Genomic DNA, 18,008 nt, shown 5'->3' with positions numbered 1-18,008 from the left:
TTTACATAAAACTAGATAAGAAAAGAGCCTAACACTAGATATTATTCTTCGCTGAACAGATCGCCGCCGTGCATGTCGATCATCTCTAGGGCTTTACCGCCACCTAGAGCAACACACGTTAGTGGCTCTTCTGCAACAACAACAGGGATACCTGTTTCTTCTGTTAGCAGACGATCAAGGTCTTTAAGCAGTGCACCACCGCCTGTTAGTACCATACCGTTTTCTGAGATATCAGAAGCTAGCTCTGGTGGACACTGTTCTAGCGCAACCATCACTGCAGATACGATGCCAGATAGAGGCTCTTGGAGTGCTTCAAGGATTTCGTTTGAGTTTAGGCTAAAGCTACGAGGCACACCTTCAGCAAGGTTACGACCACGTACTTCGATCTCTTCTACTTCATCGCCAGGGTAAGCTGAACCGATTTCGTGTTTGATCTTCTCTGCTGTCGCTTCACCGATCAAGCTGCCGTAGTTACGACGAACGTAGTTGATGATCGCTTCATCAAAACGGTCACCACCGATGCGAACAGAAGACGAGTAAACCACACCATTCAGTGAGATAACCGCAACTTCAGTAGTACCACCACCAATATCAACAACCATTGAGCCTGTTGGTTCAGATACACGTAGGCCAGCACCAATCGCTGCAGCCATTGGCTCATCGATTAGATAAACCTCACGAGCACCAGCACCTAGCGCAGATTCACGGATAGCACGACGCTCAACTTGCGTTGAACCACAAGGTACACAAACCAAAACTCGAGGGCTTGGTTTAAGCACACTGTTGTCATGCACTTGTTTGATGAAGTGCTGAAGCATTTTTTCCGTTACGTAAAAGTCGGCAATTACACCGTCTTTCATTGGACGGATCGCTGAGATGTTACCAGGCGTACGACCAAGCATTTGCTTAGCAGCGTGACCAACAGCAGCGACACTCTTTGCAGAACCCGCACGATCTTGGCGAATAGCTACAACTGAAGGCTCATCAAGAACAATGCCTTGGCCTTTTACATAAATAAGGGTATTGGCTGTACCTAAATCAATCGATAGGTCGTTTGAAAACATGCCACGAAGTTTTTTAAACATATTCTTCGCTCATCCTGCAAGAATTAGAAGACAAAAATTGCACTAAATGTACCAATGCCTTGCTGTCTCGGCAAGGCATTGAAGTATAAACATGGACTGAAACCCGCAATTTCTTACAGATTCCTAACTTAAGGGGCAAAAATTATATTATTACTGACCTGTTAAGCCACTTTCCCCTCGGTAGATCACACGATCGTTACCGCGATAGATGCCAAATGTGACGACGGTGGAGGGATCTTCATCGCCTAGTTGGCGCCAATTGTAGCGCAACCATGGTTGAGCTTGATCACTGCCACTACATGAGATGTTATTTCCGCCATCACTATCAGGCTCAGACTCATCCATTCTTAACCACAGACGGACTTGCTCACGTGGCGCGTCTGTTCCTGCTGGCGTATTTTGATTTGCTGTGACCTCTTCTTCTCCATCATCCACATTTCCACTACCGTTAAGTGAAGCTATAGTGGTTGTCACCCCTTCACTGTGCCAAATAACTTGTTTACAAATATTTGAGCCATTGAAGGTGCTGCGATCGTCATCCTCATTAACAATAAACTCGCTGCCGTCCCAAAACTCAGCTCGAAGTGGGATAGTTAAGGTAGTACCGGAATTGCCACCAATGTCGTCAAGCGCCATTCGACCATAACGAGCTGGAGGTTGAATAGGGAAAGCTGCCGAATCAGTCACAGGATCTGAATCAGTAAATGAAACAGGGTCCGTTCCAGTTATCGTTAAACCAAAATTTGTAATCGTCGAGTTAGCATCTGGCGTATTAAACGGTGTATCTCTGCGGCTAACATCATCAGAATCCGTAACTCGCTGAAGAACAGCGGCACTATCATTCAACAACCAATGCTTACGATCATTAGACCAAGTGCCTGCCTCAGTATCTAACAAGAAGCCGTTATCAGTATTGCTATCATCTAAAACAATAAACTTTGCTTGCAGGTCTGAGTTGAAGAATCGATAGTTATTGAGAACATTATCCGTATCACTTTCACCAGAAGCCATTGGGTATACTTGATGAACTGCAGAATCATAAGGTTGGTCTAGGTATGCGATATCATTTTGATTAGCGACATTCCATTCAGGAGTACCTTGCACAAAATATTTAGGGTAAAAACGGCCAATAGATTTAGTACCAGTTAAACCACCTAATATTGAGCTATAGAAGCTTCCGGTTTCAGTTGCAATAAAGTTAAAACTACCCACCTCTGAATATCTTAAACCTTCGAATTTATAGCCTTTATTAGCCTGGTCATTCGGTGAAATCTGTTGGGTTAATCGATCCTCAGGAGTTAAATCTCCTAGCTGAGCATCAGGATAATCCGTAATTGAAGGGGTATCTAAAGTTGTTGTAACTTTCACGCTTGCTGTCGAGTCAAAGTAATTATTCGTCAACAAACTATCATCAGTACAAACAGAAGATGAGTTGGTATATTTGATTGGACGAGCATACACATCAAATGACTCTCCGGCAGCAGCGAAGCTGTCTGAGTCTTTCTCTTTGCTGTTTCCATCTGAGCTCTTGTTGGTGCAAATCACAAATTTCCAAGGGCGAGAGTAAACAGAGAAACTTCCCTCTACATCGTAACTCCCATCTTCGGGGCAACCAGCGAAACCAGTACAATCAAAACTACTATCTTTTAAAGTAACGTTGAAAAGCCCTGATTCAGAGATCATTAAATCAGTTGAGGCGCTACCTTCTTCGAACTCAGGTAAATAAATCAAAGAGCCATCGGATCCACTCCAAGAGCTATCAAGCTCGTGAGCAATGGTAACTTCATCTCCAGCTTCACCTACATAGTTTTCAGCAACTATGATTGAATCACCAGAATCACACGCTAAAACTTTGGTTACTGTCGGTGTAGCCTGCCCCGCAATAACGTCAAGGCGACTTGTTGGAGTATTACCATCCACTAAAGAGAATTTAAATGGTACGAACTTAAATTGACTTTCAACTTCTTTACCAGAATCATCCACTAGCGTTGCAGTTAGTTTATAATCAGAGTCAAAATCAATATTGGCAGTCTCTTTAGCAACAATTTTTAAAGTTAATTGGCCATTATCGTTTGATAAATAATTAGGGTAAGTACCTGAACCTTGCAGTACGGAAACGTCAAATTCATCAGCGTCTGGCGTAATACTTACGGTAACACCTAGACTTTCCGCCACACCATTATTAGAGGTATTAATGGTAAATTGAGGGGAGTCATCGCCACACATTAAGGCTAGATCGGTCGCAGGAGAAATGTCTATTTCATAGTCATCCGAAGGTTGAAAACAATGATTGTCAGTCGCAATAATCTTAGAAGTATTCCTCAGGCTAATAGCCTTAGCAGTAACTGCACCATAGACCGTTGACTGGTTGCTCATAATGACATCGACTTCGCTATATAAAAGACCTCTAAACTCACTCCGGTTGGCAAAGTTAACATTAGAATTTTGCAATGCGTGAATAAAAACGACTAGTTGTCCATCACCTTCTTCACCGAAAAATGAATTATTATTACTTAAATTCACTCTTCCTATGTGAATAATAACTTTTTCTCCGTCAGGGATAATGACTCTCCCTGCGTTATTAATATCCAAACTTCCGACCCAGTATGTACCGCTATAAAATGTTACAGAGCCTTTTCCAACACTTAAACTTCCTATTGATTCATTGTTAGAAAACTCTGCATCATCCTGCCATACATTTACAGTCTCCAGTCCATTATCAGGAGATTGGAAGCTTTCTAGTTCTTGCTGATTAACCAACAAACCTTCTTCACCATAACACTCCGTATTATCGCAAGCGCTCTCCTTCTTATTTCCTGTTATCGTATTTTGAGGAAACCCTATATATCTCTTTCCATTTGAGACTAACGCTCCTTCTATACCCTCCGATGTATCCAACAAAATATAAGTATTCTCGTTATTTTTCCATGTTTGAGCCGGCGAAGGAAATAACTGACAAATTTCACTCGTTGGCGGCTTATCAAATAGAAAGTACGAATAAGGCTCTACAACGTGAGCACGTTCATCATCTCGAGCCATGTCTTCTTCGTTGATTAAAGCAACACCCGTTTTCGATACTGAACAGCGCCTCAACCAGCCGCCATTATTACCATTACGTGTACGCTTTGACGCGAGTAATGTCGGGATACCAGAAAAACCAGAAGCTGAAAACTTTTGTATAAGCTGGCAACCTTCTGTGATTGGTTTGATAACCCTATCATCGATATTCAGCGTATTTGATGTTGCCCCTTGGCCAAGCCAAAATTTCTGTCCATTTATAAACCCTTCACCTAGGCCTGCAACAAAGGCAACTTGTTCATTACGGTCAAGCTGAGCATTAGATGAAACCTCTGAGCGATCGAGGACTAGATTAAATGCACTTGTTGTCGGGTTTAAAGCAATTGGGGTTAACCAAACAGGAGCGCTACCTTGCATATTCCTCAAGCTTTGAATCTGAACTAAAACGCCCGGAGAAGAGCTAAAGTTGGATGACAAGCCAAAATCACTGAATCGCACCGACTTTCTCTTATTAGAACCACCACCAGCATTTGAATAAGTACGGTTATAATCAACGGTTCCTGCGACTAACTTCGCCCCACTATCAAACTCCAGAACGCCTGGCTCAATGACCAAATAGTCGATATTCTCCATTGGAGCATCAACGTACTCCACCAAAGGGTCGCTACTATTGGTGCTACATCGCCATTGTCCATTATTGTTTTTTCTCAAACGAACACAAGCCGCATCATGGGGCGGAAGTAGTTGCTTTATTGTTGCCTGACTCGATGAAACAGACCAAACTCGGAGATCAGAAGGGTATTCTGTCGTCTTACTATCAAAGTTTGAACGGCTCGCATTAACAGTTGACATGACAAACACCAAAGGTGCTGAATCATAGGTGTTTTCAAACTCAATGACACACTCTACTTTTCCCCCGGATATATCACATTTATCTGCTGGAATCGTACCAAATTCAAACTGAGGGTTAGTATTGATATTTGCTTGAACTAATGGAGATAAAAAAAGCGCAACTAATAATATTGAAAAATGCTTTATCATCGTTTATTCCTTCACCCAAAGTTCTTGATTACGCTGCACTTGGCTCACACCAGAACCACAAATTACCGAAGACTCCAAAACATAGAAAACAAAGCCATCAAGCTCTCCTCGGCTGGAACACTGCATTACATCAAGAGAGCAGTTCATTGAAGCTTCATCAACCATAGAACTTGCTACCGTAAAAACTCCACCTCCAGGTTGAAGATCATTACTGCTACAAACACTACCAACGGCAGAAGAAGCCTGAGGATCAGGATCCGGATAAAACTGAGTCATAACATACTCATTAACCGAATGGCTGAGTAACCAAGCTTGTGTGCCAAGTACAACTCGAGTGTTTGAATCATTATCAGACCAACTCGTTCGACTCAAACTTGTCGCTAAGAAACCAAGCACCACGATAACAAAGATGACCATGACTAGCGCACTACCCCTTTGGTTTGCTTTACGGAACATTAATCACCTGTATATCTTGCTCAAACACTGTGGACTCATTATTTTCTGCAAATTCGAGAATCAACTCAACAACACCATTACTCTGAACATCTGCGGGTTGATAACTCAGAGTGCTATTCTCACTCATAACTCGATCGCTTATTGTGACACCATTACGAGTTAGTAAATTACTATTCGCAAGGCAATACTCCACAAGATTATTTGAGTCAAAAATGTAGTGCCTTTTACCTACAGATTCACTGACAAGAGTGTTAGCTCCGTTTGGAATAGAAAAGTATGCAGCAGATACGCTTGGAGGAACCACACTATCAAGAAGGTATATATTATTTAGGTTGCTGATATCCGTATGTGGCCTAGTCGGATTTATAACCAATGACATAGATTGCAATGAGCTGCTTGTCGCTCCTGTATCACTAACTAGAAAGTTAATGTCTGCCCCCGATATAGCGTAAAAACCTGAATCAACAATTGGATAAAATGATACGCAACCGCTACTTACAGAAGCAGGAAACAGATTAGGTACAGCATGTCTCACTTCACGCGAAAGTTTTTCTAAGACAAACCTAGCTTCGGTTTGTAGTCGAAAGCGCTCTACAGAGCCAAAATAGCCTCTCATACCGAGTTCAGTAAAATTCGCGACACCAAGCAAGACGATACTTGAGATGACAATAGCTAAAATCATCTCTATAAGCGTAAACCCTTTCCCTTTCATTAATACTCCCCTTTATAAGCGACTAAAGTGATAGGAGGATTATTGCTTGCGGTAATTGTTAACGTAAATTTCTGCATCGAAGCAGTTGGGGTATCGTTGGCAACAACCAAATCCACATCAAAATTAGTGTAAGTGCTACCGAGTTCAATTGGAGTACCAGAGCTCACCGAGCCGTAATCTCTAGCTAAAAGATCGGTCATAATACTTTGGCCTAATGCTGAGGCTCGGTTGGAATAGTTCACTTGCCCTGAAAGTGCGGATTGTGGTGCGAGAAAAGTAGAAAATGCGAGCATTGCAAAACCAAGTAGTACAATAACAATGATCGACTCAATAAGCGTAAAGCCACTATTTACGTACTTCATGGGCATACCCGGTTGCTTGGGTAAACAAACCCTTGAGAATTGATACAAACCCAAGCTCTGTCTGGACTGTTATTAGATGAGATAGTAATTTGAACACCAGATGAGGCAGTATTTTCAGGGTTACCTAAAAGGTTGAATTCGATTGGAGAAGAGTAACTAGAGGTAGGTACAGACGAGAAACTATAATCATCACTAGCGATAACATCACTTCTTGTTTCAGATAAGTTGTCACAAGCAGATTGCGAGCCGATACAATTGTTCGCAGCGACTAAACGTAAGCTTTCAGCACCTGACACAGACATATCCATATTAGATTGCATTCTATTGAGCTGAATTTGTCGGATGACAGAAGATGCCTGCTCTTGAAGGGCATACAATTCGTAAACTTGACGACCACCAAACCGGCTAATAGCTGTCGCTGAAATAATAGCAAGTAAAAGAATCACCACAATCAATTCAACTAAAGTGAAACCTTTGTTTGGCTTTGTATTCATATAAGCCTTTGATGGTTAATTTGAGTATCTAGATTATAAGTTACAATTTGGAAGGATAAAGAATAAAATTGTAGTTAAAACATATTGAATACAAAAGAAAAGACCAGCCGAAGCTGGTCTAAAATACAAACTTAGTTACCTGTGCCACCACAGCCGGCTGCTGCATTACCTAATTCAACGGTAGTCGATGCTGCACTAGCCGCTGTCGTACCTGTTGCTTCAGTGTAAGTAACAATACATTCAGTTGTAGATGTTGAGCCTACAAAGCCAAATGTTAGACTTGGAGTTGGAGTTGCACTACTTGTTACGATTTCCCAATCGGTACTCAAACCAACAACAGCAGAAACAATGCCGTCAGCATCAGCCGTCGGATAACCAAACGCTGTCGTGATACCCTCAACTTCAGGATTAGTCGAAGAATCTAAAGCTTCTTGTCCTTCAACGGCTGATTTTCCATAAACAATACCTGATGCCCCATCAATAGCACCTTTTAGACCTTGTAAAGATGAAGCTCGAGCATCATCTTGCAGGTTTAGGAAACGTGGTGCCGCAGTTACAGCAAGAATACCTAGAATAACAATTACAACCACTAGTTCGATTAGGGTGAAACCGCCTTGTCTTTTCATAGTTAAGCTCTCTCTATGTTTAATTTTACGCAGACTTACTGCAAAGTTACGGTCACACGACCAGTTTTAATTTCGTAAACAAATTCATGCTCAGTACTACCTTCTAATTGAACGTAAGTACACGTTGCATCACCTGAATTCGCTTGCGCTGAATATTTGTAATTTGAATCACTAGCAACAACTGAAACCTCACCAACTTTAGGTGGATTTTGCAGCAAGTTTTCCATCAGTTCAGAACATGTTTTATCTGAAATATCTTGTGGCGCGGTGCCAGAATTGTTGTTCAGAGTCCAAGGGTAGCCATCTCGAAAGTCGGTATCGACGTTGCTACTGTTCTTTGATCTTGTTAACCAAAAATCAACACCATCATAGTTTACAGTATTGTATGTTTCAACACCTATCTTCTCTGATGGTCTAGCTTCAGCTTCCCACTGTGCTCTAGCCGACAAAACTGCGGTCGCAAAGCCACCAGCAACGCCTTCAATACTCGATTTCTTGGCTTCATCTGTCACATCGAGAAAGCGAGGTAAAGCAGCTACCGCCAATAAACCAACGACCACGATAACTATGACTAATTCGACAAGGGAGAAACCCTTTTGATTCTTAAGCATTTTCTACCTACTCATCTAATTATTAACGCGCATTATACATTCGCGCTCGTATAAAACCATAAAAAAACTGTCAATATTTTCACAAAGCCAAAATATTGGCTTTCACACTAAACCTTTCTTTTTCGAGCAATATATCTATCTGATATTTATCACTATAATGATAACTACAGTGAAACTGTATGTTATCACTTTTATCTTCAACACTTGGAGAGCTTAGCCCTAAAACACTCCCTTGGGGATATAATTGATCCAGCCAATAATTGCAGTCTCGCTCAGAGCCCTGAATCGGCATTATCCACCCTGTTCTGCTGTAAACTTTTGGTGATTCCGAATCGTTTTCTCGTGGAGTCCCCTTTAACAAATACTGTTGTTTGAACAGATTTGCTTGCTCAAGAATTCGTTTGCTCGCTACGATAAATGCCGTATTAGTCGCTTCTTCTTCTACCGTTTCCCATGCAGAAAGTAATCCAATCACAAGAAAAAGGATAACCACAGTCCAAATAACAAAACGTGAGCGCTGTAGGTTATTTAGCATTCCTTAGCCTTTGATTGCATCGAGCATTCCCCACATCGGTAAGAAAATACCCAGAGCTAAAATCAGCACCATACCCGCAACTATGGTCAACAAAATTGGTTCAATTCTGGCGGTTAAAGTTTTCAAATCGTAATCGACTTCTCGATCATAAAAATCAGCCACTTCAAGTAGCAACTCATCAATCCGACCCGTTTCTTCACCGACGGAAATCATTTGTATCACCAAAGGTGTGAAAATTTCGCTGTTGATAGCAGTGGATGACACCGTACTACCCGCTTCTATCGCCGATTTCATAGCTTGAACTCGAAGTTCTAGGAAGCGGTTATCCAAAGCCTCAGCCGATAAAGCTAATGATTGGTTAAGTGGTACGCCCGCCTTTAGCATCAAAGCAAAGGTACGAGAAAAACGTGACAATAGCGCTCGATTTACAACGCCACCGATCACTGGCATCTTCAAACGTAATCGGTCCCACTTCTCTAATCCTTTATCTGTCTTTACCCATGCTTTAAAAGCAAAGATAAGACCAAAGATCACTCCGAGCATTAAGCCCCAATAATTAACAAAGAACTCCGACATGCCAATCAAGATACGAGTCGGCAACGGTAGGTCGACACCGAAACGTGCGAACATGCTCGAGAACTGTGGAATAACCTTGATATTAAGAATGAACATCGCAATCAAAATAAAGCTGATCACGAAGGTTGGGTAACGCATCGCGGTCTTGATTCGCTTGCGAGTCTCGACTTCCTGTTCATAATATCCAGCCAACTGCAGCAGAGCCTGGTCTAGACGACCCGTGTTTTCACCAACACCGATCATCGATACAAACAATGGACTGAATACCTTGGAGTGCATCTGCATTGATGCCGCTAGTCCACGACCATTGGTTAACTCAGCGACCACTTCTTCAAGCGCCGCTTTAAGCTGTTTGTTTTCGCAATTTTGAGTGAGGCCTTTCATCGACCTTAGTAATGGCACACCCGCTTTAGTTAGGCTGTATAACTGCCGACAAAACAGAACCAACACCTCAAGAGGGACATTTGGCGTAAATAGGCTAGAGACGTCCATATCCAATACAGAGCCGCCGCTTTTACCCAACTTGATTGAGGTAGGAATGATCCCCTTACTCATCAAGCTTTCAGCAGCGAGATCTTCGTTATTCGCATCCAATTGGCCAGTAACTTGACTGCCATCAGAGCTGCGACCTACATAACGATAAGTTGGCATATCACTCTACCCCTACAGATAAATTGGGTCGGTTGCACCGGACGCATCGCCTTCACCAAGGTGCATTATCTCGTCGAGACTCACGACACCTTGTAAAGCCAGTTCCATCGCAGAAGCCAAAAGTGGTTTGTAGTTTTCAGACTGCCTCGCCGTTTGAGCAAAACCAACGGCATCATTGGCTCTAAGCGCATCCATCATGTTTTGCTCTAGCTCCAACATCTCGAAGACACCAATACGCCCACGATAACCCGTTAGGTTACAGTTCTGACAACCACGTCCTTTCATAAATGGCACGCCCACCTGATTTGGGAAGCGAACGCTCAACCATTGTTTGCGAGGTTCATCTAGCTCATCTTCAACCTTACAGTCGTTACACACTTTACGAACCAATCGCTGAGCGACCACGGCTCGAACGGCACTTGCTACCAGATAGCCCGGAGCGCCCATATCCATCATACGCAGTGCACTATCGACCGCATCATTGGTATGCAGGGTACTTAAAACTAAGTGACCCGTCAGTGCTGCTCTCAAGCCTATTTCTACGGTTTCGTGGTCACGCATCTCACCAATAAGAATGATATCGGGATCCTGACGCAGGAAGGTTCTTAAGATCGTAGAGAAATCGAGATTAATCTTAGGGTTCACCTGAACTTGGTTAACACGAGGAAGGCGGTATTCCACTGGGTCTTCTGCGGTAATGATCTTTTTACCCGGTTCGTTTAGTTCGCTTAACGCACCGTATAAGGTGGTTGTTTTACCCGAACCAGTAGGGCCAGTAACCAAGATCATACCGTGCGGACGACGTAACTGTTGACGAAGACGAACCAGAAGATCACTCGGTATACCCGACGACTCCAATTTACGTAAACCAGCAGATTGATTAAGAAGACGCATCACCACTGATTCGCCGTGCTGTACTGGCATAGTCGACATACGGATATCGACAGATTGGCCCTTCGCTCGAATATTGAAGCGACCATCTTGAGGAAGGCGCTTTTCTGAGATATCGAGGTTTGCCATCAGCTTTAAACGCAATACCAGAGCAGATGCGATATTGACTTCGTTTAACAAGGTTTCATGCAACACACCATCAATACGTTGACGAAGGCGCAAGACATTAGAATCCGGTTCAATATGGATATCGGAAGCGCCAACTTGAATCGCATCTTCAAACAGTGAGTTAATCAGCTTAACAACCGTAACTTCGTCACTGTCTTCTTCGGCAATATCAAAATCGAAAGCTTCATTAACTTGGTGTTCGGCGTGAAGCTGCTCTGCAAATGAGGCGATCTCTTTGGTTCTTCGGTAGTAACGGTCAAAACCATCAACCAATTGTCTTTCTTGAGCCACGACGAACTCGAGGGCGTAGTCGCCTAATTGACCAAGTAAAGATTCTTGTGCAAATAAGTCCGCAGGATCACTCATAGCAACACGCAAAGTATCGCCTTGGCGTCCGATAACCAAAGCACGTAGACGACGAGCATGTACTTCAGGCAAAAGCTGAACCGCTTCGACATCAACAACAGCGCGGCTTAAATCGATAAGAGGAATAGCTAACTGCTGCGACAAAAAGCTCAGCATCTGTTGTTCCGACAGGAAGCCAAGTTCAATCAGTGCATCACCTAGCTTACGGCCAGTACTTTTTTGAGAGGCAAGTGCTTGTTCCACTTGAGCCTCAGTAATAATGCCCTCTTCAACGAGCAAATCACCAAGCCTTTTTCTTAATCTAATTTGCATCGCTACTCTCCTCTAAAGCATTGATTATTTTTAATCGATCTCGCACAAAGCTTTGCGATTGAGATGAGATGCCAACTCTGACCAGCGCACCTTGGTAAGATTGTTTTGCCGCCGTAAAATCGAGCTGTCGCTCTTGTTGGATAGCCAAACCTAGCCACCAGCGAGCGTTATCCGAATCAATCTCAACCAGTTTTTGATAACTCTCTAATGCAATCTCTTCTTGCTGTGACTTTTGGCTCAGCGCGGCACGCATCGCCAAATAGTCTTGAGTTGGATTCGGCGGTAAATGTATTAATGGACTCAAAGCCGCTTCAGATTGGTCTGCTTTAACCAGCAGTTTTGATAGACCTAAGCGCAGCTTTTCGCTGTTGTTGTTGAGTTTGATGCCAGACTGATAAAGTTCGTAGGCTTTACGCGTATCACCCTTACCAAAATAGAGAATCGCGAGCTTCTGACGAACATCTTCATTCCTCGGGGCATAGCGAAGCGCTTCGTTATAACCTTTCAACGCACCAGCAAGATCGTTCGCATCAAGCGCTTTCTGAGCTCGACCTTGGGCATTAATAGAGAGTTGTTCAGACGTTAACTCCACCTGCTCAATCATTATTCCACTATCTTCTGAATCTCCAGACGCTTTGGAATCATTAGGGAGTGGAGTGGCATCTTTTTTAGCCACACTAGCAACATAGATTGGTTTTGCGACTTCAGCTTTAGGCACCTTTTGAGATTTAGAGGCTGCTTGAGGCTGTGTCACTAACTGAGTCGATGCAACAACTGAATCGGAATTAGCAGACTGAGTTTGAGTGCTTTTAATAATCGTCGTGTTATCAGCAGAAAGGTTCGCAGAATCTATCGTCACTAACTTCTTAGTTGGTGACGAGACAAGTGGAGTCACTAACGTTTTCGGCTCGCCTTCAGAGCTATCAACCACAGCAACCTGAACGTCACGAGTTGATATTGAGTTCTCGACAGCTGGGCCTTGTGAAATCGCCCAACCACCCATAGCTAAACTGAGTGTAAAACCCGCAGCTATCCAAACGAAAGGAGAGCGTGTTTTTACTTTCGGCACGACTGCAGCTTCAATTGAAGTCGCTGATTTTTTCTTTGCCAATTCAGACAAGGCGTTATTAATGACGCTCATAATTAATTCCAACCCCACAGTATTGGCGTTTTAAATTTAGGCTTACACACATCGTAAGTTTCGTGCATGGCGGAGAACAGATGCTGATTGTCGATACTTTTCTTATCTTCACTGAACGAGAGCAAAAGAGCCTTATGGCACAACTGATTTATCAACCTTGGAATACCCAATGAAGAACGATAAATCGCCTTTTTTTGATTCAAACTAAACAGTTCGGGATTGCCACCAGACTTAGTAATTCGATTATCAATGTAAGCTACCGTCTCATCGAGAGTCAGCGGCCTCAGTGTCGAACTGAATGTGATTCTTTGACGAAATTGTCTTAGGTGGTACGCCTCTAATCGAGCGTCCAATTCAGGCTGCCCGAGTAACACTATCTGAAGCAATTTCTTATCTTCTGTTTCAAGGTTGCCGAACAGCCTTAAGGTTTCAAGAGCCTCATCAGATAGAGCTTGCGCCTCATCCAGTATAGCGACCACTCTCAAACCCGAGTTATGTAAATCAATCAACTTATGCTGAATGTTATCGACTAAAGTGGCTTCATTATCGATGGTTAAATCAAGTTCTTTAGCGACAGCGTGACGCAAGTCAGTTCCAGACAATACAGGATTTGGCAAATAGATTAACGCCGTACAATCCTTTAAATGATTAACCAGCATCCGACAAACCATGGTTTTTCCCGTGCCGACTTCACCAGTAACTTTAATCACGCCCTCTCCCATCTCTAACGCCGAGATGACCGTTTGAATCGCCTCAAAATGAGGCGCCAAACCATAAAAGAAATCAGTATTCGGTGTTAACGTAAATGGCAGTTGTTCAAAACCAAAGTGAGCTTGATACATATGACGACCTAGCTTAGTGAGACACTGCCACTCTATATTGAGAAAGTAAGCATTTACTCTTCATCAGGGAACCACTCTTGAAGAAGATCACGAGAACGCTCCAACTCATTTTGCCAAGTATTCACACCCACGATCGTTGGTTTAAGCAAGATCACGAGCTCAGTTTTTTGAGTCAACTGATTGGTATTACGGAATAAATGACCTAATGCAGGGATGTCACCGAGGAACGGAACTTTAGACGTCACATCAGTGGTGTTGGATTTCATCAAACCACCAATAACAACCACGTCACCGTCTCGAGCTCGAATCACGGAGTCCGATTCACGAATAGAGCTTTTCGCCAAAGGAAGTTGTACTAACCCCGTTGTTGAACCTAGGTTGAGCTCTTTCACCTCTTCCTCTACCTCAATAACGGCAGGGTGAACATGTAAAAATACGCTGCCTTTATCGTCTATTTGAGGGGTCACATCTAAAGAGATACCAGAGAAGAATGGCGTCAACTCAACCTCCGGCGCAACATTAGCATTGTCACCACTACCGACCGAGCTTGATAAATCCGTCACGTAGTATTCGTCTGTACCAACTTTGATTACCGCTTTCTGGTTGTTTGCAGCCGTTACGCGTGGGCTAGAGAGAACATTGAGATCACCTTGAGTATCCATAAAGCTCAATACCGCTTCAAAGCTACCGTCTGAAATCGTGACGTTGGTTTGTCCACCTAACAAAGAGCTGATTGCATCTAATGGAGGCAATGTTCCACCTGGTCGGTCAATAACAACACCACCACTACCAATCGACTTAGATAAGTTCGACCAGCTAATACCTTGCTGGTAACCATCACTCAGGGTGACTTCCATGATTTTGGCTTCCAAGATAACTTGGCGTTGCAGACGTTTCTGAGAAATACCTAAGAACTCACGAACCTCACGGATTTCATCCGGGTAAGCGCGCACTGTAATCACACTCGCTTGTGGGGTAACCACAACACTTTGCCCATCACCAGAACCAATCAAGTGAGCAACCGCCGCTTCAAGCTGTGGCCAAAAATCACTTTCAGATGTGGTTTCAATCTCTGTACCACCATTCGATGTCGAGTTTGATGTATTAGAAGAGTTAGATGAATTCGACGAGTTAGAGTCAGAGCTTGATGAGCTCGACGAACTGTTGTCCGAATTGGAGATAGTGCCTGTAGTGATCGTCGTCAATGAACGACCAGAACGCTTAACTTGTAGGTAATCGACAGGGATCGTCACTGTGCGAAGGCCTGCAGGGTAAACCTGAATCACCTTGCCACGCTTTTCGATATCATAGCCATACATGTCTTGGGCAACAGCCAGCACTTCATCTAATGTTACATCGGTTAGATTAAGCGTAAGGTTTCCCGACACGCTTGGGTGAATAGCGGCGCTGTATTCTGTACCTTTCACTAAGCTAGCAAAGAAGGTTCTCGCTTCAACACCTTTAGCCTGAATGCGAAAACGCTTAACCGTTTCCATTCCTGGCGATACAGAGTCTGAATCGAGTTGAGGCATAAGATCATCTTGTACTGATGACGGAAGCTCATGAAGCGCTTTACTGTTAGCTTCATTGATTGATTCGTTTAAAGACTCTTTTATCTCAACGGGATCGCGATGTCCCATCGAGCAGCCGACTAAAGATGACACTAGGATTGCTACTACAAGTTTACGCATGTCTTCACTCTAACCTTAATTATTCTTAACATCTAAAGAGAACATCTCTAATTTCCACTGCTTAGAGTTTCTCTGCAGAGTGACGTATTCTGGATCTATATTCTTAACTCGGTACCCTCTGATCGTTTCCCCTTGAGCGAGAATTTGACCATTTAGAATCGCATAGCAAGGTGTATCACCCTTGCAAACAATGCTCTCTAGGGATGGTAAACGATATTGAACTGGCGCCTTTTTAGCTGGCGCTGTTTTTTGTTGAGGTGAAAGCCAACCTAATGGCGCCGTTGGATCTTGCTCAGCCCACACTAAGGAACTACTAAACAGCAAGGACAACAATAGAGTTCTAGCCACCGATAAACTCCTGTCTGGTACCAAGTGTGTAAACCTCGAACACAAGTCGAGCTTTAGGATATTCTTCTACTGAATACTCAAACGTACGCCAGTAATAACTCACAGGAAGAGACTCAAGGGCTTGAAGGTAAGCTGAAATATCAAAATAGCTGCCTGTTAGTTCCATTCTCACAGGGTGAAGAAAGTAGCCTGAGTACTCGCTAGTCTCTTTGTTATTTGAAATCGCTTCTGGTTTTAGTGATTCCAAGGATTCCAACTTAAGTCCATGGCCAGCATTGAGAACACTTTCCAATAACTGTGACATTTGAGAAGGCGTAATCAGTCCATCGACAATCTCTGATAGTTGAAGCGAAAGATCTTGGCTTTCTACTAATAGCTTTTTGTACTCGATATTAATTTCTTTGTCTGGGTCTTTGTTCAACTTTGCTTGAAGAACAAGTAGCTCACCTTGTTGCCTTTGGTTTGACTGCGTCAGGCTCATCGATTTAGCGTTTTTCGCTTGTAAGTCGAGGTATGCAGGTTCAACCAATAAGGTGAATACAAGCATTGATAAACCGACAAAGCCACACACGAAAAGTAACCATTTTTCTCTTTGGCTTAATGCAAGAAACTTATCGCTCAGCTGGTTCCACTGCTGCATTATTTACTCTCCCTGCGAGTACTTAACTCGAACGTCACCACATCTTGATCATTGCGACCTATTTTGAGTTTTTCAAAAGTGCGGCCAACCAAATTAAGTTCATTTTTAAACTGACCAATCCAGTTTGGAACGACATTAGCATTACGAGCTAAACCACTAAGATCTAAAGTATCGTGAGTCATATAGATGTGCGAAAGAGAGATGTCATTTCGGCCTAATGTAGCTAGGGAATTCATGACGCCAGAATACCCGACTTGCTGGGATTCGTCGTATTGCCCAACGGCCTTCAACGCCTCTTTTTTTGCTTGAGTCTCACGTTTGAGACGGGCAACAGCGGCGACTTTCTCCGGAGACGGTTTATGTTCAGTTAACTTACTCTTCAACTGGTTAACTTGCTTGTTAACTTGATTGGAGTCATGTTGCAAAGCTGTTAGTTCTTCGTCCAAATTCGATATTTGGTATTGCATCACAAAGTAACCGCCAAGAAGCAGGGCACAGACAAGTCCCCAACTCGCGACCACGTTCGTTAATGTGAAATATTCTTTTTTCGGCTTGAGGTGTTCAGGGTAAAGATTGACGTTAAACGCATCTTTTTCAGCAGCGAGCTTAACCAACAAACTTTCAGAGTTTTCGCGCTCACCTTCAACCAGTAAAGAAACCGTTGAGCTCAGTGTATTGTTTAACGCACTTTGTAATTCTGCTTCATCTTCTTCATCACAACAGATTTTTAGCTGATGAAGTTGAGTGCCTTTGATTTGAGAAGAAAGGTAGTCAATCGAACGCTGGAGTTCTAAAGCAAGGCCATCTAACTGCAGCGCGCTGGATGCAACACCCGTTAAAGGTGGAACCACACTGCGAATCGTTCTTTGGAAGCAGACTGTATTCTCAACAAACGCACCCAACTTAAAGTGTGAATTTGAGCTGCGTTGTAGAAGTATGAAATTAGAGAGTTCGCCGGCACTATAGCCCCAGATTTCATCTTCAGGAGCAACACCTTTAAGCTCTACTTGCGCTGAGTTAGTAATGTTTAAAAGCTTATCTAACAGCTTTTTAGGTAAAACATACACTTGCAGTTTGTTTGATGTCGGCAGTGCTACCGCGCTTGCCGTAATCTCAGTCACTCTTTCAGCGACAAGATCTTTCAATAAAAAAGGCAGGGCAACCAACCATTCACTCTCTGGAATGTCCGGTTTATCAATTTGGTAAGTTTGGTAATAGTTAGCGCAGACTATCAATTGAAGGCTACTGCTGGTAAAAGCCTCACTGTTAAGCGATTTTTTTAGTGCACTTTCCCAGTCCCCGTTTACTACAGGGATGTGAGTGACTTGAGATTCTTGCTCTGTCGATGAAATATAAACAGCATCATTGCCCAACATAACAACTTGCGTGCTGCCTTTATTATTCGTTGGCTTTATCTTGTCTAAAATCGCTTTAAAATTCAT

17 protein-coding genes are annotated in these 18,008 nt (G+C 43.1%); all 17 read right to left on the bottom strand.

The features are described 5' to 3' along the window. Positions 1–41 precede the first annotated feature (41 nt). The 17 genes from L1D37_RS19315 to L1D37_RS19235 all read right to left on the bottom strand — a co-directional run bounded on the left by L1D37_RS19315 (position 42) and on the right by L1D37_RS19235 (position 18,008). On the bottom strand, positions 42–1,085 hold the full coding sequence (locus tag L1D37_RS19315) for a rod shape-determining protein (protein WP_017062957.1): 1,044 nt from the start codon (positions 1,083–1,085) through the stop codon (positions 42–44). Positions 1,086–1,235: 150 nt separating this feature from the next. Next, complete coding sequence (locus L1D37_RS19310) at positions 1,236–5,144, bottom strand: DUF6701 domain-containing protein (protein WP_239848841.1); 3,909 nt, start codon at positions 5,142–5,144, stop codon at positions 1,236–1,238. A gap of 3 nt (positions 5,145–5,147) precedes the next feature. Continuing rightward, positions 5,148–5,600, bottom strand: a complete 453-nt coding sequence (locus tag L1D37_RS19305) for an MSHA biogenesis protein MshP (protein WP_239848840.1) — start codon at positions 5,598–5,600, stop codon at positions 5,148–5,150. After that, positions 5,590–6,312, bottom strand: a complete 723-nt coding sequence (locus L1D37_RS19300; RefSeq protein WP_239848839.1) for a prepilin-type N-terminal cleavage/methylation domain-containing protein — start codon at positions 6,310–6,312, stop codon at positions 5,590–5,592. Before L1D37_RS19300 ends, L1D37_RS19305 begins: the two co-directional genes overlap by 11 nt. Further along, positions 6,312–6,674, bottom strand: a complete 363-nt coding sequence (locus tag L1D37_RS19295) for a type II secretion system protein (protein WP_210449651.1) — start codon at positions 6,672–6,674, stop codon at positions 6,312–6,314. The genes L1D37_RS19300 and L1D37_RS19295 overlap by 1 nt, the downstream gene beginning before the upstream one ends. After that, complete coding sequence (locus L1D37_RS19290) at positions 6,671–7,168, bottom strand: type II secretion system protein (protein ID WP_239848838.1); 498 nt, start codon at positions 7,166–7,168, stop codon at positions 6,671–6,673. Before L1D37_RS19290 ends, L1D37_RS19295 begins: the two co-directional genes overlap by 4 nt. Positions 7,169–7,299: 131 nt before the next feature. Next, on the bottom strand, positions 7,300–7,794 hold the full coding sequence (locus L1D37_RS19285) for a prepilin-type N-terminal cleavage/methylation domain-containing protein (RefSeq protein ID WP_239848837.1): 495 nt from the start codon (positions 7,792–7,794) through the stop codon (positions 7,300–7,302). A 35-nt stretch (positions 7,795–7,829) separates the two neighbouring features. Further along, on the bottom strand, positions 7,830–8,405 hold the full coding sequence (locus L1D37_RS19280; RefSeq protein ID WP_081230434.1) for a prepilin-type N-terminal cleavage/methylation domain-containing protein: 576 nt from the start codon (positions 8,403–8,405) through the stop codon (positions 7,830–7,832). Positions 8,406–8,484: 79 nt separating this feature from the next. Then, positions 8,485–8,940: an MSHA biogenesis protein MshF gene (locus L1D37_RS19275; RefSeq protein ID WP_239848836.1), complete on the bottom strand. Its 456-nt coding sequence runs from the start codon at positions 8,938–8,940 to the stop codon at positions 8,485–8,487. Between the two features lie 3 nt (positions 8,941–8,943). Beyond that, positions 8,944–10,167, bottom strand: coding sequence for a type II secretion system F family protein (locus L1D37_RS19270; RefSeq protein WP_239848835.1), 1,224 nt, complete (start codon positions 10,165–10,167; stop codon positions 8,944–8,946). Positions 10,168–10,179: 12 nt separating this feature from the next. Then, on the bottom strand, positions 10,180–11,904 hold the full coding sequence (locus tag L1D37_RS19265) for a GspE/PulE family protein (protein ID WP_132762176.1): 1,725 nt from the start codon (positions 11,902–11,904) through the stop codon (positions 10,180–10,182). Beyond that, on the bottom strand, positions 11,894–13,045 hold the full coding sequence (locus tag L1D37_RS19260; RefSeq protein WP_239848834.1) for a tetratricopeptide repeat protein: 1,152 nt from the start codon (positions 13,043–13,045) through the stop codon (positions 11,894–11,896). Before L1D37_RS19260 ends, L1D37_RS19265 begins: the two co-directional genes overlap by 11 nt. 2 nt (positions 13,046–13,047) lie before the next feature. Then, positions 13,048–13,887, bottom strand: a complete 840-nt coding sequence (locus L1D37_RS19255; RefSeq protein WP_239848833.1) for an AAA family ATPase — start codon at positions 13,885–13,887, stop codon at positions 13,048–13,050. A gap of 53 nt (positions 13,888–13,940) precedes the next feature. Beyond that, positions 13,941–15,578 carry a pilus (MSHA type) biogenesis protein MshL gene (gene mshL / locus L1D37_RS19250; RefSeq protein WP_239848832.1) on the bottom strand — a complete coding sequence of 546 codons (1,638 nt, stop codon included), beginning with the start codon at positions 15,576–15,578 and terminating at the stop codon, positions 13,941–13,943. Between the two features lie 15 nt (positions 15,579–15,593). Beyond that, entirely contained in the window at positions 15,594–15,926 is a 333-nt protein-coding gene (locus L1D37_RS19245; RefSeq protein WP_239848831.1) for an MSHA biogenesis protein MshK, read from the bottom strand. Continuing rightward, positions 15,919–16,566 (bottom strand): type 4a pilus biogenesis protein PilO, encoded by a 648-nt coding sequence (gene pilO, locus L1D37_RS19240; protein ID WP_239848830.1) that lies wholly within the window; start codon positions 16,564–16,566, stop codon positions 15,919–15,921. Before pilO ends, L1D37_RS19245 begins: the two co-directional genes overlap by 8 nt. Further along, the gene (locus L1D37_RS19235; protein WP_239848829.1) at positions 16,566–18,008 is read right to left on the bottom strand and encodes an MSHA biogenesis protein MshI; all 1,443 of its coding nucleotides are present in this window, start codon (positions 18,006–18,008) and stop codon (positions 16,566–16,568) included. The genes pilO and L1D37_RS19235 overlap by 1 nt, the downstream gene beginning before the upstream one ends.

This window comes from Vibrio sp. Isolate33, assembly GCF_022397895.1.
Lineage (GTDB): Bacteria > Pseudomonadota > Gammaproteobacteria > Enterobacterales > Vibrionaceae > Vibrio > Vibrio pomeroyi.
This window is presented reverse-complemented; position numbering and strand designations above follow the sequence as displayed.